The following is a 23,880-nucleotide window of genomic DNA, read 5'->3' on the forward strand; positions in this document are numbered from 1 at the left end:
CCGCAATCGCTGCCGGATTTTCCACTACCTACTTCATACCGATAGCACGACGCACATTTGCCGCACCTGCTGTAGTTCATCTCCACGGTGTTGGCGCGTTCACTTGGGTCTGCCTTCTCTTGACGCAGGCTTTCCTTGTCCGAGGCGACCGAACAAAGTTGCACATGCGAATTGGCCAGTTGGGTTTGCCCATGGCCGTTGTCATTTGGTCGTCCGGTATTCTTACGGCCGCATGGGCAGCTCGGCGCGACCTTCCGTCGCAAGGCCCAATCGCGGAGACAGCGTTCATGGGCACCGTAAGTGGCCTTTCGCTGTTTCTCGCCTTCGTGATCGCCGGTTACGTATCTCGACGGTCTTCCGCTGCCCACAAGCGCTGGATGGCCTTGGCGACCATTGTTCTACTTTGGCCGGCAATCTTCCGCTGGCGCCATATCCTTCCATCCATGAGCCGACCGGATATCGTCCTCGGTATGTTCGTAGCGAATTTGCCGATCCTGGGCGCGATGCTCCGCGACCGGCTGCGCTTTGGAGCGGTTCACCCAGTGTGGATGCTCGGCGGGACATTCTGGTTCGTCGAACAGGGGATAGAGGTCGCTCTGTTCGATACGCATTGGAGCGCGCCAATCGGCAGAGCGCTGCTTGCGATCTTACCCTGATCGAAGAGCAAGGATTGCGAAAGCTGTCCTAAGCGCCGCGGCAGCTTTTGACCCATTGCGGCCGCTAGCCTCATAGCCGTTGGCCATGCGCCGGTTCGCCTAGACTGCAATTGCTCGGGTGCGGAAGGGAAAGATGATGAGCAAGCGTTGGGGATTGGCAGCATTCGGCTTGATCGCTGTAATAGCTATTGCGTGGTACTTCATGTCGCCCTGGTACACGCTGAAACAGATGCGTGACGCCGCTCAGGAGAATGACGCCGATGCGCTTGCGGCGTACGTCGATTTCCCCGCACTGCGTGAGGACATGAAATCTGAGATCATGGCGCAGTTCGCAGTGGAAGCGCAGAAAGACAAGTCGGGCGTCGGTGAATTGGGGACAGCAATGGCCACAGCAATGATTGGCCCGATGATTGACGGGCTCGTCTCGCCGGCTGGTCTACGCGCCGCCTTCATTGCCAACCGCAATCGCGAGGCCACGCAGCATCCGACGAGCAAGGCGACTGGCGCCTTTGACGTCAGCGACAAAGTGGAGATCGAAAGGCGCAGCTTTGATGAATTCGCAGTGAGCAACAAAAACCGTCCTGACGGAAAGATGATTTTCAAACGCCATGGGTTCGGCTGGCGGCTTAGTGGCGTAGACTTGCCCGCACCTGCTTCAAACTGAGGTTCAGGGCGACGCATGCGTCTGCTTCCGACCCATTGCGGACATTAGCTGGTTTCTGCAGGTTTCCGCTGGAGGTGCGGTAGATGATTCTAGGTTTGATCCTTCTGGCAAGCGCAGGGCTTAGCGGTGACGCGCCAACATGCGACGTTCGCGTGGGCGAACTTGTGCCAAACGCGCAGGTGGCACGGGAGCTTGCCGAAGTGATCATCCGAAGCAGGCAAACGCCAGAGCAGCAGGCTCGATATGTGCTGCACGTTGAAGAAGACGGAAAGACCGGTTGGCTGGTTTCTCAAGGCCTTCCTGACAGTCCGCCTGACGCCAAGGGCAGTATCACGGTCACTTTCGGGGGCGGCGGTCTGGGGATGCGCATCGATCGGTGCAACGGCGAGATGAGCAAGGTGTATTACCAGCGGTAGGGCTCGATCCGGAATGTCCGCTTTCCACCCAAACCCGCCGCTAGACCAGTAGCGTCAGTTTTCGACGCAGAGCCGACATTGCGCTGAGGCTTCCAGCAGGGCATCACCGCGATCCATGACGGTCGTGTTTTACGATTGGCCATATTCGCCCTTCTGCATGAAGGTGCGCGCGATTCTTGATTACAAATCCATCTCTTACCGGACCGTCAATCCGCTCGACGCACGCGGCAAACTCAGGCGTCGGGGTACCGGCAAGGTGCCCGCCGTGGAGATCGACGGCGCATTCGTTACGGACTCCACGGACATCGCCTATGCGCTGCAGGATCGTTTTCCAGAACCGCCGCTTTTTCCACCCGCCACTCATGAGCGGGGCCTGAGCCACACGATCGAAGACTGGGCGGACGAAAGCCTGTATTTCCTCGGTCTCTATTATCGGTGGTTCGAGGTGGAAGGGCGTAAGCCCGTCGCGGCTGTATTCGGCAACTCGCTAAAAGGGCGACTGGTCTATCGCTACTACCTGCGCCTGATCTTGCGGCAGCTGAAGGGGCAGGGCACGCTGCGCAAATCACCCGACCATGTACGACGAGACCTGGAACGCAATCTCGATGCGGCCGAGAGCCTGCTCACACCCGGCCCGTACGTGCTGGGCGACAGGCCGTATCTCTGTGACTTCGCTCTGTGGGGACAGCTGAACTATTTGAGCCGTACGCCCGTTGCCGGAGCCAGTATCAGGAAGCGGGCCACGATCACCGCCTTCCTTGAGCGTCTAAATGGCGCGGATGCCCGGAGCTAACGCCAGCTTTCCAGCCAAGCCTGCCGTAAGGCGATCACGCGATTCCACTGATTTGATCTGGATCCATGCCAAGGATTGAATGTCGCGTGGCGGTCGATTGGGTTATCGTTTCGGGGAACGATGCGAACAGGGGGTCGAATGTTCAATCGCGTCCATCCCGCTCTGGCCGGGACTGCGCTGGCGTTGCTAGTTGGCGGGTGCAGCACGGCTCCACCGAGCCGGAGCCTCGCCTGCGGGAACGGAGTGCCGGCGCAGATCACGGAAGTGGCCGGCGGCAAGAGCAAGACTGCAGAGCTGAAGGTTCTCACCTACAACATCGAGGGCCTGGGCTTCCCGGCGCGGAGCGGGCGCGGGCCTGAGTTGAAGCAGATCGGTGAGCATCTGTCGGAGATGCTCAAGGCCGGGACGGGGCCGGACGTCGTGCTGTTCCAGGAAATGTTCAGCGGCTCCGCCAAGGCAGCAGTCATGAATAGCGGCTATCCCGCGATCTCGCCGGGACCGAGCCGAAGCACGAGGCCGTTCGAGTCCACCAGCGAAAAGCTGCCCGGAAAGTCCAAGCTGAAGCATGGCGAGGTCGGCATCCGCTTCCAGGGAAGCGGGCTGGCAATCGCGTCGCGTTATCCGATCGTCATGACCGAGCTTCGCGCATTCGGGGGGAAGTCCTGCGCCGGACTCGACTGCCTGGCGAACAAGGGGGTGATGCTGGCGCGGATCTACGTTCCGGGCCTGCCGACGCCGATCGACGTCTATGACACACACATGAATTCGCGCGGTGCTTCGAAGGCGCCGGCCGCGCGGAACCTTGCGGCTCATGACCGGCAGGCACTGGAAGCGTCAGAATTCATCGACCGCACCCACAATGACGACTTTCCAGTCATCTTCGGCGGCGATTTCAACATGCGTCATTCGGAGCCGCGGTGGGAGAATTTCACCCGCTACCAGCCGATGACGCTTGTCCACCGCGTTTGCATCGAACCGTCCTCCGGTTGCCTGGTAAAGATGTCGTGGGACGGGGATGCGCCCTGGATGGACACGCAGGACCTCCAGTTCTTCCATTCCGGGGAGCGCGCCTCGATCCGGCCCATTCGGGTGGAAGCGCTGTTCGACGGAAGCCCCGGCAGCCCGCAACTGTCCGATCACGACGGCTACATGGTCACCTATCGGATCGAGTGGCTGGTTGGCGCTGTGGCGATCAGCCCGGAGCTGGCGGGCTGCGGCTGAGAACTCAGGCAGGGCCGCGAAGGAAAAACATCAGGTAGATCAAGCGGCCGTTTTCCAGGCTATCGCCAAATCCTGGGCCAGCCGTGTGCCAATAGTGCGGCTGGAGGAGCACGAGCCGGTTGAAGCGCATCGGCACAGTCATGGTGTGCTCCCACTTCGACCGGTCGAGCGCATCCTGATCGAGGATGTCGTGCTGGAGGTCGGTGTAGGAGGCGTAGCCGATCTGGCGCAGGCCGGCCTCGTCCATCGGCACGCGATCGGTGCCGGTGCGCTTGTGGCGGAAGAACTCGGTACCGCCGTGGCAATCTTCGGGACGGCTGAGATAGAGGATCCCGGACCAATGGCTCTGGTCGATGTGGATGCGGGCCTCCTGCGGATCGGAGGCGAGGGCGACGCGGCAGGAGCCGTGGGAGAAATCCTCTGTCCACGGCGCTCGAACCGGCTCGCGGACCAAGGTCGAGATGACCTGGTCGAGTCCTTCGATGCGAAGCTTCTCGACGGAGTTGAGACCGGGATAGCGGCCGCCGACTGCGTAAGTGAGCGAGAGCGCCTGGCGACGGACCTCCTCGGCATTGCGCAGGAAATCGTCGATCACGAACAACGCCGGAACCATCAACGCCCCCCTCAGCCTCCGTCAGCTGAGGACAGGTTACAGCCGTCAGGGTGCATTGGAAGCCGTTTGTGGGTGTTTGGGCTGCAGCGCTTGCCGCCCTCCGGCACCGCCGCTATCGCGCCGCCATAATGTCAGTCACGATCGAACAGGTGCGGCACATCGCCAAGCTCGCCCGCATCGCGATGAGCGATGAGGAGCTCGAGCGGCTGGTGCCCGAACTCAACAATATCCTCGGCTGGGTGGAGCAGCTCGGCGAGGTGGATACGAATGGGGTGGAGCCGCTGACCGCGGTCATTCCCAACACGTTGCGGCTGCGCGAGGATGCGGTGACCGACGGCGATTGCCGCGATGCGGTACTCGCCAATGCGCCGGTCGCCGAGCACGGCTTCTTCGCAGTGCCGAAGGTGATCGAATGAGCGACCTGACGTCACTGTCGATTGCCGAGCTTCGCGACGGGTTCCGTTCCGGCGAGTTCACGGCGCGCGAGATCGCCGAGCAGTACAATGAAGCGGTCGCCGGGGGGCGGGCGCTGAACGCATATACCGTCGAGACGCCGGACGATGCGCTTGCAGCGGCCGATGCGGCGGACAAGGCGCGCGGTGCGGGCGAGCCGGGGTCGCTCGCGGGTATCCCGCTCGGCATCAAGGACCTGTTTGCGACACGCGGCGTCAACACGACCGCCGGGAGCCGCATCCTCAAGGATTTCAGACCGGAGTATGAGAGCACCGTCACCGCCAACCTGCGCAAGGCGGGGGCGGGAATGCTCGGCAAGCTCAACATGGACGAGTTCGCGATGGGCTCGTCCAACGAGACGAGCACCTACGGACCGGTGATTTCGCCATGGCGGCGGAGCGATGGCGGAAACGCCCCGCTTGCACCGGGCGGGTCGTCTGGCGGTTCGAGCGCGGCTGTCGCGGCGCGGATTGCTCCGGCGGCGACGGGCACCGATACCGGCGGCTCGATCCGGCAGCCGGCGGCGTTCACCGGGATCTGCGGGATCAAGCCGACATATGGTCGCTGTTCGCGCTGGGGCATCGTGTCGTTCGCGAGTTCGCTCGACCAGGCGGGTCCGATGGCCCGGACGGTTCGCGATTGTGCGATCATGCTGGAAGCGATGGCTGGGTTCGATCCGAAGGACTCGACGTCGCTCAACCTGCCCGTGCCCAAGTGGGAGGCTGGATTATCCAGTGATCTCAAAGGCAAGCGGATTGGAATTCCCAAGGAATATCGCATCGACGGCGTTCCTGCCGAGATCGGGGCATTGTGGGATCGCGGCATCGAATGGTTGCGCGATGCCGGTGCAGAGGTCGTGGAAATCAGCCTGCCGCACACCCAATATGCGCTGCCGACTTACTACATCATCGCCCCGGCCGAGGCGTCTTCGAACCTCGCTCGGTACGACGGTGTTCGCTATGGCCTGCGCGCCGAAAGCGAGGGCGGTCTCGACGCGATGTACGCCGCGACCCGGGCCGAAGGATTCGGGGCGGAGGTCCGGCGCCGGATCATGATTGGCACCTACGTGCTCTCCGCGGGCTTCTACGACGCCTACTTCACCAAGGCGCAGAAGGTCCGAACCTTGATCAAGCAGGATTTTGAGAAAGCGTTCGAGCAGTGCGACCTGATCCTGACGCCGACAGCTCCGTCAGCGGCTTTCGGGCTTGGCGACAAGACGGCCGACCCGCTCTCGATGTACCTGAACGACGTGTTTGCGGTGCCTGCAAGCCTTGCGGGACTGCCGGCGATGTCGGTTCCGGGCGGGCTCGACGAGACGGGGCTGCCGCTCGGTCTTCATCTAATCGGCCGCGAACTCGATGAGCAGGGCGTTTTGAACGCTGGTCTGGCGATCGAAGAGCGCGCGGGCTTCACCGCGACGCCAAAGAGGTGGTGGTAATGGCTGACGCAACCGCACCCTTCCGCATCAAGGGCGAAACCGGCGACTGGGAAGTCGTGGTCGGCCTGGAGGTGCATGCTCAGATCACGGCAACGGCTTCAAAGCTGTTTTCAGGTGCTGCCACCGCCTTCGGCGCGGAACCGAATACTCAGGTCTCGCTGGTCGATGCTGCCATGCCCGGCATGCTCCCGGTTCCCAATCGCGAATGCATCCGCCAGGCGGTGCGGACGGGTATGGCGCTTGAAGCGAAGATCAACCGCTGGAGCCGCTTCGACCGGAAGAACTACTTCTACGCCGATCTTCCGCAGGGATATCAGATTAGCCAGCTATTCCACCCGCTGGTGGGCGAGGGCGAGGTCGAAATCCTTCTGGACGAGAAGGATGACGCCAGTGCCAAGAGCATCGGCATCGAGCGCATCCACGTCGAGCAGGATGCGGGGAAGCTGATGCACGATCAGCATCCGACCATGTCCTACGTCGACCTCAATCGTGCAGGCGTCGCGTTGATGGAGATCGTATCGCGGCCTGACATGCGTTCTCCAGCAGAAGCAGGGGCTTACCTCAGGAAGTTGCGAGCAATCCTGCGCTACGTCGGATCGTGCGACGGCAACATGGAGGAAGGCTCCATGCGTGCGGACGTGAATGTCAGCGTGCGTAAGCCTGGCGACGAGTTCGGGACGCGGACAGAGACCAAGAACGTCAACTCCGTCCGCTTCGTCATGCAGGTGATCGAATATGAGGCTCGCCGCCAGGTGGAGCTGATCGAGGAAGGTGGGACGGTCGCGCAGGAAACGCGCCTGTTCGACCCGGATCGCGGGACGACACGAACGCTGCGGTCGAAGGAAGATGCACATGATTACCGCTACTTCCCGGACCCGGACCTGCTGCCGCTGGAACTTGACGACGCGTTCATCGAGGAATGCCGCTCGTCGCTTCCGGAGCTGCCGGATGCCAAGCGCAAGCGTTACGAGGCGCTCGGCGTAACGCCCTATAATGCTGGCGTTTTGACGGCCGAAGTCGAGACCGCTCGGTGGTTCGATGCACTGCTAGATGCCAATGCGCAGCCGGCGCAGGCGGCCAACTGGGTGGTTGCCGAGCTGTTCGGTGCGCTCAATCGCCTGGGCAAGGGGATCGAGGAGTCGCCGGTTTCGCCGCAGCAGGCTGGCGGCCTTCTCGGTCTTGTGGCCGATGGGACGATTTCCGGCACGATCGCCAAGCAGGTGCTCGAAATCATGCTGGAAACCGGCGAGGGTGCCGCTGAAATTGTCGAAAAGCGCGGTCTGAAGCAGACCTCCGATACGGGCGCCATCGACAGCGAGATCGACAAGATCCTCGCCGCGAATGCCGACAAGGTCGCCGAGTACCAAAGCGGCAAACAGCAGCTGTTCGGCTTCTTCGTGGGCCAGACCATGAAAGCGACGCAGGGCAAGGCCAATCCTCAGGTCGTCAACGAGCGGCTGCGGGCAAAGCTCGGGTAAGAGTCTCGGTGTAAAGGAGCCTGATGGTCATGTTTGCGGCATTTCTCGTCGGTTTGTTTGCCGCGCAGCCGGTTGCTCCAGCTCCCGTTGCCCTGAAGGCCGATGCGCCGAAGCTAGTAGTTGTAATTTCGGTCGACCAATTTTCGTCCGACCTGTTCGATGAGTACCGTCCGCAGTTCACCGCAGGCCTTGCGCGCCTGTCGGGGGGAACGGCATTCAGGAACGGCTATCAGGCACATGCGGCGACCGAGACCTGCCCGGGGCATTCGACGATCCTGACGGGTTCACACCCCACTCACACCGGAATCATCGCGAACAGCTGGGTCGACCAGTCGCTCACGCGTTCGGACCGCACCGTCTATTGCGCCGAGGACGAGCGCGTTCCCGGCACTTCGTCAACGAGCTACACGGTGTCCCCGCTGCACCTCCGAGTGCCGACACTGGGGGACCTGCTCAAGCAGCAGTCTCCGCAGAGCTTGAATGTCGCCGTAGCTGGCAAAGACCGCGCTGCGGTGATGATGGGCGGCCATAATGTCGATCAAAGATGGTACTGGGACGGAAAGACTTTCACGACTGATCTGAAATCGGCGGCTGTCCCGGAGACCATCAACAAGGCGAAGGTGGCTATCGCGGGCGCCATCGCTGTCCCGCAGGCAGGTCTGAATCCTCCGCCGTTCTGTCAGGCGAAATCGACCCCGGCAGCGGTGTCGCCGACACTGTCCGTCGGAGCCGGGCGGTTTGCCCGCGCTGCCGGCGATGCAAAGGCGTTCCGGGCGTCTCCGGAATTCGACGGGGCCGTATTGGCGATTGCCGCAGGGCTGATCCAGGAGTTGAAGCTTGGCCAGGACGCGGCGACCGACGTCATTTCCGTCGGCCTGTCGGCGACCGACTACATCGGGCACGGGCTCGGACCGGGCGGCGGGGAGATGTGCCTCCAGCTGCTTTCGCTCGACCGGAATCTTGGCGACTTCTTCAACGTGCTCGACCGAAGCGGCATCGATTACACGGTCGTGCTGACCGCCGATCATGGCGGCATGGACATTCCCGAGCGGCTCCGGTCGAAGGGTGTGACCGACGCGGCTCGCGCCGATCCTGCCCTGACAACGGTCGAGGTTGGAAAGGCGATCGCGGCCAAGCTCAAGCTCTCCGGACCGGTCCTCCTCGGGGATATGGCCGGAGATGTCTGGATCGACCGCTCGCTCAAGACGGCAGACCGCGCACGAGCAGAGCGTGAAGCAATTGCGATCTTTAAAGCGCATCCGCAAGTCGAGGCCGTTTTCACGTCACGGGAGATCGAGCGACTTCCGGTTCCGACGGCTTCGCCTGACCAGTGGACGATCGAGCAGCGCGTACGGGCGTCGTTCGACAAGCAGCGATCGGGCGATCTGTACGTCGCACTGAAGAAAAATGTTTCTCCGATTGCGAAGCCGGGCGCTGGATATGTAGCGACCCACGGCAGCGTCTGGGATTACGACCGCCGGGTACCCATCCTGTTCTGGCGGAGGGGCGCAGCGCCCGCCGATCGTCAAGACCATGTTTCGACCGTGAATATCCTGCCGACCGTCGCGGCGGAGATCGGGTTGCAGGTTCCGGCGTCGCTCGACGGCAGGTGCATCGACGGTGTCGAAGGAGTCGCTTGTCCGTCGCACTAGACCGTTCTTTTTCCTAGTCTTTTCCGCTACTTTCACCTGCCGTTCAGGAAATGGTAGTCAGTTTTCCCGCAATCAGGTGTGACCGCGCCTGCCGGGGGAGAAGTCATGGGGAAAGTCGGTGCCGCACTCGCGCTGGCCGCCAGCCTCGCCGGGTCTGGGTGCGTTCAGTCGCGCCAATATGCCGACGTGCAGTTTACGCCGCCGCAAGGCGATTACCGGTTGCTCGTCATGCGTCCGGATGTGGCGGTGAACGCCCTTGAAACCGGCGGAATGCCGCAACCACGGGCTGACTGGACCGAGCAGGCGCGCAGCAACATCATCGAAGCGCTCCGTGCGGATCAGGCGGGCCGCGGCGGCAAGGTCCTGGTGATCGCCAAGCGGAATGAACTCCCGAACGTCAGCGCGGATGAGATCGCGGATCTGGAGCGTCTTCATTACGCGGTGGGAAACTCCATCGCGCTTCACAAATACTCAGGCGCCGCGCTTCCGACGAAGCGGGGCAAGGGGCTGGAGTATACGCTTGGCGAGGATGCTGTTTCGCTGGGCCGGCGGACTGGTTACGACTACGCGCTTTTCCTCTACGCCGAGGATAACATCGCCTCGAGCGGGCGAACGGCGTTGCAGGTCCTGGGGGTCGCGGGATGTTTCATCGGCTTCTGCGCTCCTAGCGGCGGGAGCAATCAGTTCGCTTATGCATCGCTTGTCGACCTCAGGACCGGCGAAGTCGTGTGGTTCAACATCCTGCAGACCGGCAGCCAGCTCCCAGGCGTCACGTTCGGCGACATTCGGACACAGCAAGGCGCAAGCCAGATGGTCGAGCGGCTGCTCGGACGGATGAAGGCGGGCCGCGAAGTGCGTGAAGCGCAATCGGCGGAGAAGCGCTGATGTGCTCGCGCTGCGCCGCCCTTAGCCGCCGCTCGATGCTTGCCGGAGGAGGCGCACTGGCCGCGATGCTGGCAACCGGGAGCGCGCAAGCGCGCACGAGTCCGGCGGACATGGTGCCGCTGATCGGTCCAGGCTTCCGTCCGACGGACACGGACGAAAAGGGACTTTGGCAGCTGATGGACCGGGCGGAGGAGGAAATCTCCGGATCTAACCTGCTGCTAAAGGATCCCGCTCTGGTCTCTTACCTTCAGGGCATCATTGGCACCGTCGGCGGACCGGCGGCGAAGGACATGCGAATCTACTTGGCGCACGTTCCGGATTTCAACGCGATGATGTTCCCGTCCGGGTTCGCGGTCGTGTTTTCCGGATTGCTCTTGAGGATGCGCAACGAGGCCCAGCTGGCGGGGGTGATTGCCCACGAATCCGGCCACTTCCTCCGGCGACACATGATCCGATCCTGGCGCGACCAGAAGCGGAAGAGCGATCTCTTCGCGGTTGGAGCCTTGGCCGCAGGCGTCGCCGGTGCTGGGGCCGGCGTCTACATGGGCGACTATGTGCAGCTGGCCCAGCTCGCGACCATCCTGTCGCTGTTCGCTTACAGCCGGGCGATGGAGGCGGAGGCCGATGCCATGGGCGCGCGCCTGATCGCGGAGGCCGGATATCCGCCGATCGAAATGGCGAACGTATGGGAGCAGCTGATCGGCGAAGAAGATGCGAGCGCGGCTTATCGCCGCAAGCGTCGTCGCCGCGGCAGCTTGTTCGACACGCATCCGTCGGAAGGCTCGCGGCTCGCCGATCTGAAAATCTCGGCGGCCGAGGTCACCGTGCCGGGGCGAACCTACGACAGCGGTCGCGCGCGATACCTGGAGAAGATCGCTCCGATCCGGGAGATGCTGTTGGAGGACCAGGTCAAGCTCAATGACCCGGGTGCGAGCCAGTATCTGTTGAACACCCTGGCGCTGGACGGGTGGAACGGGCTGCTTCGTTATTACGAGGGCGAGGTTTGGCGGCTCCGCAATCGCGCCGGCGATGATACGCGGGCGGCCCAGAGTTATGCCGTCGCAGTGGCCTATCCGGATGCTCCGGCGGAAGCCTGGCGTTGGCATGGGCTGTCGCTGATCAAGGAAGGACGGAGCGGCGAGGGCAAGGCAGCCTTGGGTCGCTATCTCCAGATGAAGCCGGCCGCACCGGACGCCCCATTCATTCGGCAGATGGTTGGGTGAGGGGCGTGAGGTTGGGAAAAGCCGGAGTAGCACTTGCCGCGCTGGCCATGCCGCTGGCCGGGTGCAACGCCGTGGGCGAAAGCACCGACCTCGGTGTGTACCAGCTGGTCCGCGCGAAGCCGACCAGCGTTGGTGACGGGTCGCTGGAGGTCACGCCGCCGCGCCCGTGGAACAGGCAGCGGCGGTTCCTGTTCTTCTTCGACACCATCCGCTGGGTGGAGGACTGGACACTCAATGGTCCGTACCTCGACGGAATCACCTTCGTGTCGGGAATGCCAGGCGGGGAGTATATCGTTCAGCAGCGCAAGAGCGACGAGCGCCAGGTGCCGAAGTTCCGGGCCAACATGACCGCGCCAGAGATCACCGCCATGCTGGAGACGGCTTACCGGGTGAGGGGCGGGGCCGTCGAATTCAGGACGCTGAGCCTGCAGCCGCGACAGTTCCTCGGTCACCCTGGCTTTCAGTTCGACTTCGAGCATCTCGACGGTGATGAGTTGTGGCGCAAGGGACGAGCGGTAGGCGCGGTCATCAATGGCAGGCTGTACCTGATGATGTTCGACGCCACCCGCTCGCACTATTACGCCAACGCCTTACCTGACTTCGAGGTAATGGCGAACAACGCCGCGATCAGGAGCTAGCCGACGGGTGAGGCGGGCCCGGGTGTCGGCGTCGTCCCCGGCGCCGGCACGTCGATCGGCGGCTGGGACGGGGGAGCTTCCTGCGGCACAGGTTCGGGCTGGCCCGGCTGGGAGGGCTCGGGCGGACTGGGGACCGGCGTTTCGGGGGGCGGTGTCTGTTGCACGGAGAATTCCTTTCGAAGGTCCAACGCCGCTGAGCCTTAAGCGGTTGCCCCTGCGCTTTTCCTTGCTATAGCGCCGTCGCGGTGCTCGCCTGTCTCCGACAGACGTGCGCTCAGCAATGTCCGCGCGCGCGTGGCGGAACTGGTAGACGCGCTGGATTTAGGTTCCAGTGTCGCAAGACGTGGGGGTTCGAGTCCCTCCGCGCGCACCATCACAGCGCACAGCTTGTCCCAAGGGCAGGCTAGCACTGTGATCCGCGCGCCGACGCGCAGGACGAACGGGATTCTTTTGACGGGACTGAACAGTGATCAAGACGGTTGAGACGGAAAACGAAGGCCTGAAGCGGGCATTCATGCTGACGATCCCCGCAAAGGATATCGATGCCCGCGTGGAGCAGGAAGTGAAGCGGATCGCGCCTCAGGTGCGCATGGCCGGCTTCCGTCCCGGCAAAGTGCCGCCGAACCTCATTCGCAAGATGCACGGCGAGGCCATCCACTCGGACGCGCTGAACAGCGCGGTCCAGGCCGGTGTCCAGCAGCTCCTCCAGGAGCAGAAGCTGCGCCCCGCCATGCAGCCGCAGGTCGCCCTGGAAGATACTTACAAGCCCGGCAGCGACGCGCAGGTGACCGTGCGCCTCGAAGCGCTCCCTGACGTTCCGGCCCCGAACATCGAGGGGCTGAAGATCGAACGGCTGACCGTCGAGGCTGACGAAAGCGCAATCGACGAGCAGCTCCAGCGTCTGGCCGGAGCAAATCGCAATTTCACCGATGCCAAGAAAGGGCATGCGGCGGCCAACGGCGACGCGGTGGTGATCGACTTCGCCGGCAGCGTCGACGGCGTTGCGTTCGATGGCGGAACCGGGACCGACATGCAGGTGGAAATCGGCGCTGGCCAACTGATCCCGGGATTCGAGGACCAATTGGTCGGGGCGAAGGTCGGCGACAAGCGCGACATCAACGTGACGTTCCCGGCCGACTATCCGGTCGAGAACCTCAAAGGCAAAGCCGCCGTCTTCGACGTGACCGTCAAGGCCGTGAAGATCGCGGGCGAAGCGAAGCTCGACGACGATTTCGCCAAGACGCTCGGTCTGCAGGACCTGAATCAGCTGCGTGGAATCCTTCGCGACCAGCAGGAACAGGAGTTGAACGGCCTGACTCGCACGCACATGAAGCGCCGCCTGCTCGACGAGCTGGCATCGCGTCACTCTTTCGACGTTCCCGTTTCGATGGTCGATGCCGAGTTCGAGAACATCATGCAGCAGCTTCGCCACGAAGCGAGCCATGAAGCCGATCCGAAGGCAGCGCTTGCCGAGCTGGAGAGTGAAGCGGGCGAATATCGCAAGATCGCCGAGCGCCGCGTGCGCCTTGGCCTGCTGCTGTCCGACATCGGCGCCGCCAATGGCGTAGAGGTCAGCGAGCGCGAGATGAATCAGCTCATCGGCCAGGCCGCATCGCAGTATCAGGGCAAGGACCGCGACCGGTTTATCCAGTACGTCCAGCAGGAGCCCATGGCCGCTGCGCAGCTTCGTGCGCCTCTCTATGAGGACAAGGTGGTCGACTTCCTGTTCTCGAAGGCCGACATCACGGATCGCAAGGCGACCCGCGCCGAGCTGGAGGCGGACCTGGAGTCCGAGGAAGGCCATGTTCACGGGCCGGGTTGCGGTCATGACGTTCCCGAGGCGAAGGCTGCCAAGGGCAAGGCCAAGACCGCCAAGGCGAAGGCCGAAGCTCCGGCCAAGCCTGAGAAGCCAGCCAAGGGCCCGGTGGAGGAAGTGAAGGCTGATAAGCCGAAGCCAGCCAAGCCCGTGAAGGAAGCCGCTGCGGCGAAGCCCGCCGAAAAGGCCGAGGCGAAGAAACCGGCGGCGAAGAAGGCACCCGCCAAGAAGACCAAATAAAACGATCCGCGTTGAGCTTGCCGAAGGCCTGTCCTTGTTCCAACCTGCCGAGGTGAAAGACAGGGCTTCGACAGGCTCAGGCCGAACGACCGGGGGGAAATTGTTGGCTGCCAAGCAACCGCGCGTTGCCGTGCTTCTTCCCTGTTACAATGAGGAAGCGGCGATCGGCGCGACCGTCGAAGGTTTTCGCAAGGCCCTGCCGGACGCGACTATCTACGTCTACGACAACAACAGTCGCGACAAGACAAAGGCGGTCGCGAAGGCCGCGGGTGCAATTGTTCGCTCGGAGACCCAGCAGGGCAAGGGGCATGTCGTTCGGCGCATGTTCGCGGACATCGATGCCGACATCTACCTGATGGCGGATGGCGACCTGACGTATGACGCCGGCGCAGCGTCGCGGATGGTGCGCCTGATTGTCGACGAGCAACTTGATATGGTCGTCGGCATCCGCCGCCATGACGTCACCGACGCCTATCGGGGCGGTCATGTCCTTGGAAACAGGATCTTCACTCGCCTCTTGTCGAAGCTGTTCAGGCGTAGTTTCACCGATATCTTCTCGGGCTATCGCGCATTCTCCCGCCGGTTCGTGAAAAGCTTTCCAGTCCTTTCCGAAGGCTTCGAGATCGAGACGGAGATGAGCGTTCATGCGCTCGAGCTGCGGATGCCGGTGGACGAGATTGAAACCCGCTACGGCGCCCGTCCCGAAGGGTCGCATTCGAAGCTGTCCACGTTTCGTGACGGCTGGCGCATTCTGAAGACCATCGTCACGCTTTATCGCATCGAGCGTCCGGTGCTTTTCTTCGGAGGCATCGGCGCCTTCCTTCTGCTGGCGGCGCTCATCATCGCCGCACCCCTGGTTTTCACTTACATCGAGACCGGCCTTGTGCCGCGCTTTCCGACCGCGATCCTCGTCACAGGGATGACGATCGTCGCTGTTCTGTCCTTCTTCGCCGGACTGATCCTCGACACGGTGACACGCGGACGGCGCGAGATGCGGCGCCTTGCTTACCTCAGCCAGCCCGCTCCAGGGGCGCCGCTACAACTGTAGACGATTTGCATCACCCCTAAGCAAATCTGTCGCGTTTGGGTGACTACTGCTGTTGCCGCCTCCTTGAGTGAAGTATGCCATTTGGACCCGGCAGCAACCGGGGCGTGACAAAAGGGGCATGATGATGCGCATTTCTTTCGCACTACGGGCTGGTTCTGCCTTGGCCGCACTCGCGATCGCTTCGACAGCGAACGCACAGGACAACGTTCCGCCGCCCGACGCGCAGGAAGCGCCCGCAAGCACCAGCACCGAGCCGTCCGACGTTGGCGATATCGTCGTCACCGGTTCGCGCATCCGTCGCGACCCCCTTTCGCAGGATGCGCCGGTCACTTTCGTTGATCAGCAAGATATTGCGAAGACGGGCCTGAACTCGATCAACGACGTTCTCCAGCGCCTTCCGAGCTCCGGCGGCGGTTTGAACTCGAAGTTCAACAACTCGGGCAACCTTGGCAACCCGCCTGACGGTGGCGGCGTGGGCGCCGGTTCCGCCGAAATCGACCTCCGCTACCTCGGCTCTCGCCGGACGCTGGTCCTTGTCGACAGCCTTCGCTTCGTGAACGGTGCCTCGGCCTCAGGCGTCCCGGGCTCGGTCGACCTGAACGCCATCCCGGAAAGCATGATCGAACGCGTCGAAGTGCTGCAGGACGGTGCTTCCGCCATCTACGGCTCCGACGCGATCGCAGGCGTGGTGAATATCATCACCAAGCAGAGCCAGAATGGCTTCGTCGCTTCCGCCCAGCTTGGCAGCTACCTCGAAGAGGGCGACGGTTTCACCCAGAACTACCAGCTTAGCTGGGGTAACGGCGGTGATGCTCCTCTGCAGATCGTTGTCGGTGGTAATTATGTGAAATCGGCCGCCGTAAGCTCTGGAGACCGCGCGATTTCGCGTTGGCCGGCACCTTATGGAAGCAGCTGTGCGGATGGCGGTTGTTCCGGGTTCCTGCCCAATGGCCGTTACATTGGCTCCATATTCGGAGGGAGTGGAGACACCACCCTGATCGCGCCAGTGCTTAACGGAACCACCACCCCCGCGGATTTTCGGGATTTCGTGAGCCCGGCCGATCGCTTCAACTTCGCGCCCTATAACTATCTGCAGATTCCGCTGGAACGCTACGGAGTGTTCGGAAACCTGCACGCCGAAGTCACTGAAAACGTAAACTTTAGTTTCAAACTCCTTTGGAACCAGCGCAAGTCAAAGAACAAGGCGGCTCCACTTCCGTTCGGTATCGGCCAGGCGGCCGGCATAACTCCGGTTCTCGACTCCCTCTATGTGGATGCGACGAACCCGTACAATCCGTTTGGCGTCGACATCGACTCGTCCAACATGGATTTGATCTATCGGCGCTTCGTCGAAGGCGGGCCGCGCCGGTTCAGCCAGCAAGTCGATACCTACTATGGCGTCGTCACCTTCGACGGCAAGTTCGATATCGGCGGACGCGACTGGTACTGGGACGTCAACGGCGTTTACGGCCAGAACAACGCGAAGCAGCGCATGCTCGGAAACGTCAACTCGCAGAAGCTGGGTATTGCGATCGGGCCGCTCGCGACCTGCAACGCTACGCCCGGTTGCGTGCCTTTCAACTTCTTCGGCGGCGCGGGCTCCATCAGCCAGGCGATGATGGACTATGTGACGTTCATCCAGAACGACAAGAGCGAGCAGTCGATCTGGGACTTCACCGGCAACATCTCAGGCGAGCTCTTCGATCTGCCCGGCGGGCCTCTGGGGGTCGCCGCGGGTCTCGAATATCGCAAGCTTAGCGGTAGCTTCGACCCAGATCCGGTGGTCGCCGCCGGCTTTAGCTCGGATATCCCTGCGCAGCCGACGCGTGGCCATTACGACGTGAAGGAAGCCTATCTCGAGCTTAACGCGCCGATCCTGTCGGGCGTCACTGGGATCGAGCTGCTCGAAGTAAACGGTGCGGTCCGTTTCTCCGATTATTCGACGTCCGGCTCGACGACGACCTTCAAGGGGCAAGTGAACTGGAAGCCGTTCAAGGACCTAAGGTTCCGCGGCTCCTACGCGGAAGGCTTCCGCGCGCCGACCATCGGCGAGCTGTTCGGCACGCAGTCGCGCTTCGACCAGACGATCAGCGATCCCTGTTCGAACGACAGCACGGCTCCGCAGAACTTCCTCAACGACGCAACGGTTCGTGCGAACTGTATTGCGGCTGGGGTTCCCGCAGGTGGCACTTACCAGCAGGCGAATCCGCAGATCTCAGTCATCGTCGGCGGCAACCAGGGTCTTGTGCCTGAAACGTCGAAGAGCTGGGTTTTCGGCGGCGTCTATAGCCCGTCGTTCCTGCCGCGCACGTCGCTTGAAGTGAACCACTATAACATCAAGATCGATGGCGCGATCCAGACGGTCGCCGCGGACGTCACGCTGAGCAATTGCGTGGTCAACAACGATCCCGCGGCCTGCGCCCTCGTCACCCGCGCGGGCAGCGGTGGACAGCTGACCCAGATCTCCGGTTTCCTCGTCAACATTGCGGGCGTGAAAACCAAGGGATGGGACATCAACTTCAGGACTCAGACTCCTGAGACCTCCGCCGGACGGTTCGGTTTCACCTGGAACAATACGATCCTGAAGAACTTCGATGTCATCGTTCCGATCACCGGGGGCACCCAGACGATTAGTCGTGAAGGAACGGAGCAGGGCAGCCCGTCGCAAGGCTTCCCGAAGTTCAAGTCGGTCGGCGTGATCGATTGGGACTTGGCGGATTTCGGCCTGTCGCTGACTGGTCGTTACCTGTCCAAATTGAAGGAATCCGACGGCAATGTCCTGAAGTCGCGTTTCTACACCGACATTCAGGGCCGCTGGACGCCAGGGTTCCTGGATGATCGGTTCGGCCTCGCAGTCGGTGTGAACAATCTGTTCAACACCAAGGCGCCCGGCTGCTTTACCTGCGACATCAACAACTTTGACCCGACCGTATACGACCTTCCGGGCCGCTACTACTACGCCAGGGTCAGCGTAAAGTTGGGCGAGAGCAAGCCGGCGCCCGTGGCCGAGCCTGCTCCTCCGCCACCGCCGCCGCCGCCGCCTCCGCCGCCAGTGGCTGAGCCGGCTCCGCTACCTCCGCCTCCGCCTCCGCCGCCGCCGGCGCCCGAGCGCGGCTGACCGAAGGCAGTTCAGGCTTAATTCGTGAATAGAGAGGGGCGGTCCGAAATCGGGCCGCCCCTTCGCGTTGCAGCGCTTGAACCTTTGCCCTTTCGCGCCGATGTAGGTCGCACCAACAGTAGGACCGGCATTTTCTAATGGATCACCAGGACATCGTTTCGCAGCTCGTCCCGATCGTCATCGAGCAGTCCAACCGAGGCGAACGCAGCTTCGACATCTATTCGCGCCTGCTTCGCGAGCGGATCATCTTCATCACCGGGCCGATCGAGGACCACATGGCCTCGCTCGTCACCGCGCAGTTGCTCTTCCTCGAGTCAGAGAACCCGAAGAAGGACATCTTCATGTACATCAACTCGCCGGGCGGCGTCGTCACGGCGGGCCTCGCGATCCACGACACCATGCAGTACATCCGCCCCAAGGTCGCGACGGTGTGCATCGGCCAAGCCGCGTCGATGGGCAGCTTCCTTCTTGCTGCCGGTGAGCCCGGAATGCGCATTGCGCTCTCAAACAGCCGGATCATGGTCCACCAGCCGTCGGGCGGTGCGCAGGGCATGGCCGCGGATATCGAGATCCAGGCACGCGAGATCCTGCGCATGCGCTCACGCCTCAACGCGCTTTACGCGAAGTACACCGGCCAAGCGATCGAGGAGATCGAGAAGGCGATGGACCGCGACAAGTTTTTGGAAGCCGACGAGGCCAAGGAATTCGGGCTGATCGACGAAGTGTTCGAAAAGCGTCCGGAACAGGGCGAAGACGCCGGGACCGGCGCCGGGGACGTCTCACCAGTCTAAGCTGAAACGGGGAGGGGCTATGGCCGTTCGACTGGCAATCGCATTTGCCTGCGCCCTCGCCGCGGCCTCTCCCGCATTGGCGGCGAGCGTCGACGTTCGCGCAGGACGCTTGATCGATCCGGAAACAGGCAAGGTCAGCGCCGATCAGCGCATCCGGATCGTCGACGGCAAGATTGCGGCAATAACGCCGTGGTCCGCAGCCGATGGCCCGGTAACAGTGGACTGGTCGGGACTGACGGTCCTTCCAGGCCTGATCGACCTTCACACCCACATCGCCGACGGCGCAGCGTCCAGCGCCGACCCCGCCGAACCGTTCAAGCACAGCGAAGCGGCAACCATTCTCAAGGCCGTGCCCGCCGCGCGCATCATGCTCCGCGCCGGGTTCACGACGGTCCGTGATGTCGGAGTCTATCGCGGGCTGACGGACGTCGCCCTGCGCGACGCGATCAACTCTGGTGACCTCGCCGGTCCTCGCATGCTCGTCGCCGGCGGCTACATCACGACGCCGGGCGGAGGAGGGGAGATCGATGCGCTGGCGCCCGACATGCCCGTTCCGGAGACGTTCCGCGTGGGTGTCGTCCACAATCCCGCCGAAGCCCGCGACAAGGCGCGTTACCTGCTCGACCACGGTGCGGACTTCATCAAGCTGATCGCAACCGGCGCGGTCCTGGCGCTGGGTAGCGAGCCCGGCGCGCTCGAGCTGAGCCCGGAGGAGATGAAGGCGGCCTGCGACGAGGCAGAGCTGCGCGGAAGCTACTGCATCGCTCACGCGCATGGCGCGGAAGGCATCAAGGCCGCGATCCGCGCCGGCGCCCGCACGATCGAACATGCGAGCTTCCTTGATGCCGAAGGGATTGAGCTGGCCAAGAAAAATGGCGTTTGGCTCGACATGGATATCTACAACGGAGACTGGATCGAGGAGTTCGGAACCAAGCAGGGTTGGCCTTCCGAATATCTCCGCAAGAACCGCGAGACGACCGATATCCAGCGGCGGGGCTTTGCTGCCGCGGTCAAGGCGGGCGCGAAGCTGACGTTCGGGACCGACGCGGCGGTTTATCCCTATGGTCTTGGCGGCCGCCAGTTCGCTTACATGGTACGGTATGGGATGACGCCCATGCAGGCGATCCAGGCTGCGACGACAGAGGCGGCCAAAGCGCTTCGTATGGAGGGCGAAGTCGGTTCTCTACGTCCGGGCGCGTGGGGCGACCTTGTTGCGGTCCGAGCCGACCCACTCACCGATATCCGTGCACTTGAGCATGTCGACGCGGTCATCAAGGGTGGCGAGCTGGTTCCTTAAGAGCTGCTGGCGTTCGCCTGGGTTGCCGTTGGCTTCACCCCGATCTCCAGACCATATCCGCGATAGACGTCTTCGATATCCGCCGAGAGCTTGATTGCAGATGCTCGGTCCGAGGCAGCACCGGCAGCATCGCCCTTGCGGTCCTTGACGATCGCCCGTCCCATTAGGGACGAAGCCCCGGTGCGCACGGCAATGGCTTTGTCGTAGGCGGCGATCGCCTCATCGAGCTTTCCAGACCGCAGCAGCGCCAGTCCCAGGCTGTCGAGATAGGCGCCCGAGTCTGGCTCCTTACGAACAGCCTCCCGGCAGTCGTCGAGGGCAGTTTCAATTTCGACGTTTGCCGTCGCCTTGGCCCAGCAAAGGTTATTCAGTTGTTGCGCCGATTTCGATTCGGAGCGGGCCACGGCAAAGAGTTTGCGCGCTTCGTCCGTTCGGCCGAGTTTCGCGAGCACGATCCCGCGCTGGGCCTTGGTCCAGGTCCAGTTGGCGTCTTCGTTCTTGGACAATGACTCGTAGGCGGCCAAGGCTTCCGGCAATTTCCCCTGGTCGACCAGCAGTTCCGCCTTGACCAGCAACGCATCGACGTTTGTCGGCTCGATCTTCAGCGCGGCTTCGATATCCGCCATCTTGCCGGGCATGTCTGACCGCGGTCGCGACTGTGCGCGGTTCACATAAATGTAGGACTCCTGCTTGATTGCAAGCGCGCCATCGAAAGCTTTCATCGCTCGGTCCTTCTTTCCGAGCGATGCGAAAATCCGGGCCGCGGCGACTTGCGGATAGGTGGCGTCGGGATTCTCGGAAATCAGAAGCTCCGCCTCCCTGAGAGCTCCGACGTCGTCCTCCTGGCCCCGAAGAATGTTTGCCCGCAGAAGTCGGACATTGGCGCTTTTCTGGCCTTTCTTGAGCAATTCGTCGGTATCGGCCAGCGCCTTCTGAGGTTCACCGGCCGCGTAGTAGGACGAAGCCCGGTGCATGTACGCGAAGGTGTTGCTCGGATCCTTCTCGATTGCGACCGTGTATTCCTTGATCGCAGTGGGGAAATCGCCGCGCATCTCGGCAGCCACTGCGCGCCCGCGCGGGACGACAGGGTTGTCGGGGTCCAGCTCGCTCGCCTTGGCTAGGTCAGGCGCTTCCTTGCCATCGTTCTTCCAGGCATGCGCGATCCCGCGATTGGCCCAGGCATAGGAGTTCTGTGGGTCGAGCTTCACCGCTTCATCGAAGTCGGCGATTGCCTCGTCCGTCTTTCCCGCATCGAGCAACAGCAGGCCGCGATCGATGAAGGACTGCGCCGATGCCGGCTTTTCGGAAATGCGCACCTTCCGGTCGCCTTCCGTCATCTGATAGCCGCTCGGCACACGCAGATACACGTCGTCGTTGGCTAGTGCCTTCAGCCGACCGGCGGCCGCCTGTGCATCCTTGTAGGCAATTTCGGGAAGAATGGTGCGCTCGGCCCGATCAAGCGTCAGCATGTTGTTCTCGAGCTTCACGGTGCGAGAATATTCGACGCCGGCCAAAGTCTCGCGCACCGGAGCCGGTATCTTCGGCTGGGAAGGGCTGAAGCCAGGCGGGAACCGGATTTCGACGTGGCTGACTTCGTAATTGGGGTAGGCCAAGGCAAATGGCGCGTCCCGGTTGATGCCAGAGGTCCGCTCGAAATCAGGCTCGTACGCGAGGTTGGAGTTCGGAACGTAGAACCAATTGTCCTTCCATTCGAGCTTCGCCTCACCGCTCATAGTGAGACGCAGCTCCGCCTTCTTTCTGTCGAAGGTGAACTTGGTCTCTTTCGGAGTCACGTAGTCGTAAGTCTGCTTCCAGAAGCCAGTCTGCGTCTGCTGGAGCTGCGCGGGCGAAAGCTTGGCCAGGACCGTATTCGTCGCTCGCGCTGTGTCGCTGCGAAGGATGCGCTCAACCTTGAACGTAGCAGGCGCGAACACGCCCTGTGTCGCGTCGATCGACACCGCAACTTCTGTGTCTGGCACGGTCAACGGCGGCGGATTGATGGCAACGAGCTTCGCAGACGTTACGATCGGCAGGCCCCAGGAGAATTCCGGGACATCGATCGCATCCAGCGAGCCATCGCCGCTGCGCGTACCGTCTAGCCAGTACGTTTTTCCGTTAAGTTCGGCGCGAACGAGCACGTGATCGAACACGTTGAGCATGGGCAGGCGACCCGAAATGAGATCGCCCGCGCTGGAGTTTACCAGCACGGCGTCGGCCTTCACGCCCAGCTCGTGGAGAATTCCGAGGAGCAAGGTCGTCTTGCCCTTGCAGTCCCCGAAGCGTCGGCTCCACGTCGATTCCGCGGAGGCCGGGACATATCCTCCTTCACCCATGAGCAGGGCCACGTAGCGCACGCGGTCCTGAACCAGCGCGAGTGCCTGTTCGACCTGTGCCCGCTTGTCCGTGACCTTACGAAGCTTCTCGACCTCATCGCGAAGTGGTCCGCTGGCGGGGATCTTGCTGGCGGCCTGGTAATGGGGTGCGATCAGGTTGGCCACCTCGGCCCATGAGCCGAAGTCGCTGGCTTCCGCATAGCGTCCCACGGAAAAGCGGAGCGGGGCGCCGCTCGGGAAAAGCAGGGGCTGCGCATCGGTCATTGCGATCTCGACCTGGTTTTCGCCGCCACGACGAACCGGTTTGATATCCGGCAGGTTCGTTTGCTGGACTTTCAGCTTGATCTGGTCAGGCCATAGAAGACGCGCCCGGGCGGCCTGGACCGGTACTCCGTTCCACATTCCGAACTGACTTTGGACATGGTTTTTCAGGACCGGGTCGCGATGCTCCACGGAGGTGGCAAGCACGAGGACGTCGCCTTGCTGAAGTCCCTCCGGCTGGATGTTCGCGGTCAGGCGGCCATCCAGCATTGCCGTGTCCAAATTCTGTTCGCGGCGCATGGTGGTGAAGGTCTGACCGCTTTTCAGCACGTCGATCGTCTCCCCATCGCGGATGATCAGGAGCTTGTGGACCGTAACCTTCTCGGTCGCCGGATCCCAGGGAAGAGAGAGATTGCCGGCCGCAAGGCCCTCCCCATTTTGGATCTTCAGCGCGCTCTCCACATACGTCGTGGTGACTCCAGGTTCGAGGCGGATTTGCTGGTCGCTCAATAGAATGGCGACCGGCGCTTCCTCTGGGGCATTGGAGGTCTTCGGGATCGCCATCGGCGCAACCCAGGAGGGGGCAGGACCGAAGCTGAGTTGATCCGCTGCAATCGCGGGCCCGGAGGACGCAAGCAGGAGCAGCGCGACAGCGCGACGAAGACGCATATGATAACCCCCTATAACTCGCTTAATCCTATGGGTTCATTGGGGCTTTTCAACCGGGAGTTTTCCGGACTCCAGTGTCGGTTTGAGGCATCTTGAATGAATTCAGCCTCTTGCGGGGTTGTGCCGGGCAATCCATATTCGGGACAGGAGCGATTGATCGGGCCCGACGTTAACCGT

At 62.4% G+C, this 23,880-nt stretch carries 19 protein-coding genes and 1 tRNA gene; 18 read left to right on the forward strand and 2 right to left on the reverse strand.

What is annotated here, in order from left to right:
- The first annotated feature begins 191 nt into the window (after positions 1-191).
- The 5 genes from ABD928_RS00150 to ABD928_RS00170 all read left to right on the forward strand — a co-directional run bounded on the left by ABD928_RS00150 (position 192) and on the right by ABD928_RS00170 (position 3,750).
- Positions 192-656: a hypothetical protein gene (locus ABD928_RS00150; RefSeq protein ID WP_187713983.1), complete on the forward strand. Its 465-nt coding sequence runs from the start codon at positions 192-194 to the stop codon at positions 654-656.
- Between the two features lie 136 nt (positions 657-792).
- Positions 793-1,320 carry a DUF2939 domain-containing protein gene (locus tag ABD928_RS00155; protein WP_187713984.1) on the forward strand — a complete coding sequence of 176 codons (528 nt, stop codon included), beginning with the start codon at positions 793-795 and terminating at the stop codon, positions 1,318-1,320.
- An 83-nt stretch (positions 1,321-1,403) separates the two neighbouring features.
- Positions 1,404-1,736, forward strand: coding sequence for a hypothetical protein (locus tag ABD928_RS00160; RefSeq protein ID WP_345164914.1), 333 nt, complete (start codon positions 1,404-1,406; stop codon positions 1,734-1,736).
- 115 nt (positions 1,737-1,851) lie between these two features.
- A complete protein-coding gene (locus ABD928_RS00165) occupies positions 1,852-2,529 on the forward strand; it encodes a glutathione S-transferase family protein (RefSeq protein WP_187713986.1) in 678 nt (225 codons plus the stop codon).
- Positions 2,530-2,667: 138 nt separating this feature from the next.
- Positions 2,668-3,750 (forward strand): endonuclease/exonuclease/phosphatase family protein, encoded by a 1,083-nt coding sequence (locus ABD928_RS00170; RefSeq protein WP_345164919.1) that lies wholly within the window; start codon positions 2,668-2,670, stop codon positions 3,748-3,750.
- Positions 3,751-3,754: 4 nt separating this feature from the next.
- Here the strand turns inward: ABD928_RS00170 and ABD928_RS00175 are convergent, their stop codons facing one another.
- The gene (locus ABD928_RS00175) at positions 3,755-4,363 is read right to left on the reverse strand and encodes a DUF6445 family protein (RefSeq protein WP_187713987.1); all 609 of its coding nucleotides are present in this window, start codon (positions 4,361-4,363) and stop codon (positions 3,755-3,757) included.
- Positions 4,364-4,491: 128 nt separating this feature from the next.
- On the opposite strand from ABD928_RS00175, the gene gatC reads away from it, so the two are divergent.
- From gatC to ABD928_RS00240, 13 genes are all read left to right on the forward strand, one after another.
- A complete protein-coding gene (gene gatC, locus ABD928_RS00180) occupies positions 4,492-4,779 on the forward strand; it encodes an Asp-tRNA(Asn)/Glu-tRNA(Gln) amidotransferase subunit GatC (RefSeq protein WP_187713988.1) in 288 nt (95 codons plus the stop codon).
- Positions 4,776-6,254: an Asp-tRNA(Asn)/Glu-tRNA(Gln) amidotransferase subunit GatA gene (gene gatA, locus ABD928_RS00185; protein WP_345164924.1), complete on the forward strand. Its 1,479-nt coding sequence runs from the start codon at positions 4,776-4,778 to the stop codon at positions 6,252-6,254. Before gatC ends, gatA begins: the two co-directional genes overlap by 4 nt.
- Entirely contained in the window at positions 6,254-7,732 is a 1,479-nt protein-coding gene (gene gatB / locus ABD928_RS00190) for an Asp-tRNA(Asn)/Glu-tRNA(Gln) amidotransferase subunit GatB (RefSeq protein ID WP_187713989.1), read from the forward strand. The genes gatA and gatB overlap by 1 nt, the downstream gene beginning before the upstream one ends.
- A gap of 23 nt (positions 7,733-7,755) precedes the next feature.
- Complete coding sequence (locus ABD928_RS00195) at positions 7,756-9,384, forward strand: alkaline phosphatase family protein (RefSeq protein ID WP_345164929.1); 1,629 nt, start codon at positions 7,756-7,758, stop codon at positions 9,382-9,384.
- Between the two features lie 105 nt (positions 9,385-9,489).
- Complete coding sequence (locus ABD928_RS00200) at positions 9,490-10,269, forward strand: hypothetical protein (RefSeq protein WP_345164932.1); 780 nt, start codon at positions 9,490-9,492, stop codon at positions 10,267-10,269.
- The gene (locus tag ABD928_RS00205) at positions 10,269-11,492 is read left to right on the forward strand and encodes a M48 family metallopeptidase (protein WP_187713991.1); all 1,224 of its coding nucleotides are present in this window, start codon (positions 10,269-10,271) and stop codon (positions 11,490-11,492) included. Before ABD928_RS00200 ends, ABD928_RS00205 begins: the two co-directional genes overlap by 1 nt.
- A 5-nt stretch (positions 11,493-11,497) precedes the next feature.
- Positions 11,498-12,130 carry a hypothetical protein gene (locus ABD928_RS00210; protein WP_345164937.1) on the forward strand — a complete coding sequence of 211 codons (633 nt, stop codon included), beginning with the start codon at positions 11,498-11,500 and terminating at the stop codon, positions 12,128-12,130.
- Between the two features lie 288 nt (positions 12,131-12,418).
- Positions 12,419-12,503 (forward strand) — tRNA-Leu (locus ABD928_RS00215).
- Between the two features lie 96 nt (positions 12,504-12,599).
- On the forward strand, positions 12,600-14,186 hold the full coding sequence (gene tig, locus ABD928_RS00220) for a trigger factor (RefSeq protein WP_345170110.1): 1,587 nt from the start codon (positions 12,600-12,602) through the stop codon (positions 14,184-14,186).
- Positions 14,187-14,289: 103 nt separating this feature from the next.
- The gene (locus ABD928_RS00225) at positions 14,290-15,234 is read left to right on the forward strand and encodes a glycosyltransferase (protein ID WP_345164939.1); all 945 of its coding nucleotides are present in this window, start codon (positions 14,290-14,292) and stop codon (positions 15,232-15,234) included.
- A gap of 124 nt (positions 15,235-15,358) precedes the next feature.
- Positions 15,359-18,352: a TonB-dependent receptor domain-containing protein gene (locus tag ABD928_RS00230; protein ID WP_187713993.1), complete on the forward strand. Its 2,994-nt coding sequence runs from the start codon at positions 15,359-15,361 to the stop codon at positions 18,350-18,352.
- A 137-nt stretch (positions 18,353-18,489) separates the two neighbouring features.
- A complete protein-coding gene (gene clpP / locus ABD928_RS00235; protein ID WP_345164944.1) occupies positions 18,490-19,143 on the forward strand; it encodes an ATP-dependent Clp endopeptidase proteolytic subunit ClpP in 654 nt (217 codons plus the stop codon).
- A gap of 19 nt (positions 19,144-19,162) precedes the next feature.
- Positions 19,163-20,440, forward strand: coding sequence for a Xaa-Pro dipeptidase (locus ABD928_RS00240; protein WP_187713994.1), 1,278 nt, complete (start codon positions 19,163-19,165; stop codon positions 20,438-20,440).
- Here ABD928_RS00240 and ABD928_RS00245 read toward each other — a convergent pair.
- The gene (locus ABD928_RS00245) at positions 20,437-23,703 is read right to left on the reverse strand and encodes a DUF3857 domain-containing protein (protein WP_345164947.1); all 3,267 of its coding nucleotides are present in this window, start codon (positions 23,701-23,703) and stop codon (positions 20,437-20,439) included. The two genes, ABD928_RS00240 and ABD928_RS00245, sit on opposite strands and share 4 nt — an antisense overlap.
- Positions 23,704-23,880 lie beyond the last annotated feature (177 nt).

The organism is Sphingomonas daechungensis (assembly GCF_039543105.1).
Taxonomy (GTDB): Bacteria; Pseudomonadota; Alphaproteobacteria; order Sphingomonadales; family Sphingomonadaceae; genus Sphingomicrobium; species Sphingomicrobium daechungense.

What these genes read in the sequence shown, in the direction of transcription:
- ABD928_RS00150 (WP_187713983.1), top strand. Translation starts at nt 192, where the DNA reads ATGGCCGTTGTCATTTGGTCGTCCGGTATTCTTACGGCCGCATGGGCA.
- ABD928_RS00155 (WP_187713984.1), top strand. Translation starts at nt 793, where the DNA reads ATGAGCAAGCGTTGGGGATTGGCAGCATTCGGCTTGATCGCTGTAATA.
- ABD928_RS00160 (WP_345164914.1), top strand. Translation starts at nt 1,404, where the DNA reads ATGATTCTAGGTTTGATCCTTCTGGCAAGCGCAGGGCTTAGCGGTGAC.
- ABD928_RS00165 (WP_187713986.1), top strand. Translation starts at nt 1,852, where the DNA reads ATGACGGTCGTGTTTTACGATTGGCCATATTCGCCCTTCTGCATGAAG.
- ABD928_RS00170 (WP_345164919.1), top strand. Translation starts at nt 2,668, where the DNA reads ATGTTCAATCGCGTCCATCCCGCTCTGGCCGGGACTGCGCTGGCGTTG.
- ABD928_RS00175 (WP_187713987.1), bottom strand. Translation starts at nt 4,363, where the DNA reads ATGGTTCCGGCGTTGTTCGTGATCGACGATTTCCTGCGCAATGCCGAG.
- gatC (WP_187713988.1), top strand. Translation starts at nt 4,492, where the DNA reads ATGTCAGTCACGATCGAACAGGTGCGGCACATCGCCAAGCTCGCCCGC.
- gatA (WP_345164924.1), top strand. Translation starts at nt 4,776, where the DNA reads ATGAGCGACCTGACGTCACTGTCGATTGCCGAGCTTCGCGACGGGTTC.
- gatB (WP_187713989.1), top strand. Translation starts at nt 6,254, where the DNA reads ATGGCTGACGCAACCGCACCCTTCCGCATCAAGGGCGAAACCGGCGAC.
- ABD928_RS00195 (WP_345164929.1), top strand. Translation starts at nt 7,756, where the DNA reads ATGGTCATGTTTGCGGCATTTCTCGTCGGTTTGTTTGCCGCGCAGCCG.
- ABD928_RS00200 (WP_345164932.1), top strand. Translation starts at nt 9,490, where the DNA reads ATGGGGAAAGTCGGTGCCGCACTCGCGCTGGCCGCCAGCCTCGCCGGG.
- ABD928_RS00205 (WP_187713991.1), top strand. Translation starts at nt 10,269, where the DNA reads ATGTGCTCGCGCTGCGCCGCCCTTAGCCGCCGCTCGATGCTTGCCGGA.
- ABD928_RS00230 (WP_187713993.1), top strand. Translation starts at nt 15,359, where the DNA reads ATGCGCATTTCTTTCGCACTACGGGCTGGTTCTGCCTTGGCCGCACTC.
- clpP (WP_345164944.1), top strand. Translation starts at nt 18,490, where the DNA reads ATGGATCACCAGGACATCGTTTCGCAGCTCGTCCCGATCGTCATCGAG.
- ABD928_RS00240 (WP_187713994.1), top strand. Translation starts at nt 19,163, where the DNA reads ATGGCCGTTCGACTGGCAATCGCATTTGCCTGCGCCCTCGCCGCGGCC.
- ABD928_RS00245 (WP_345164947.1), bottom strand. Translation starts at nt 23,703, where the DNA reads ATGCGTCTTCGTCGCGCTGTCGCGCTGCTCCTGCTTGCGTCCTCCGGG.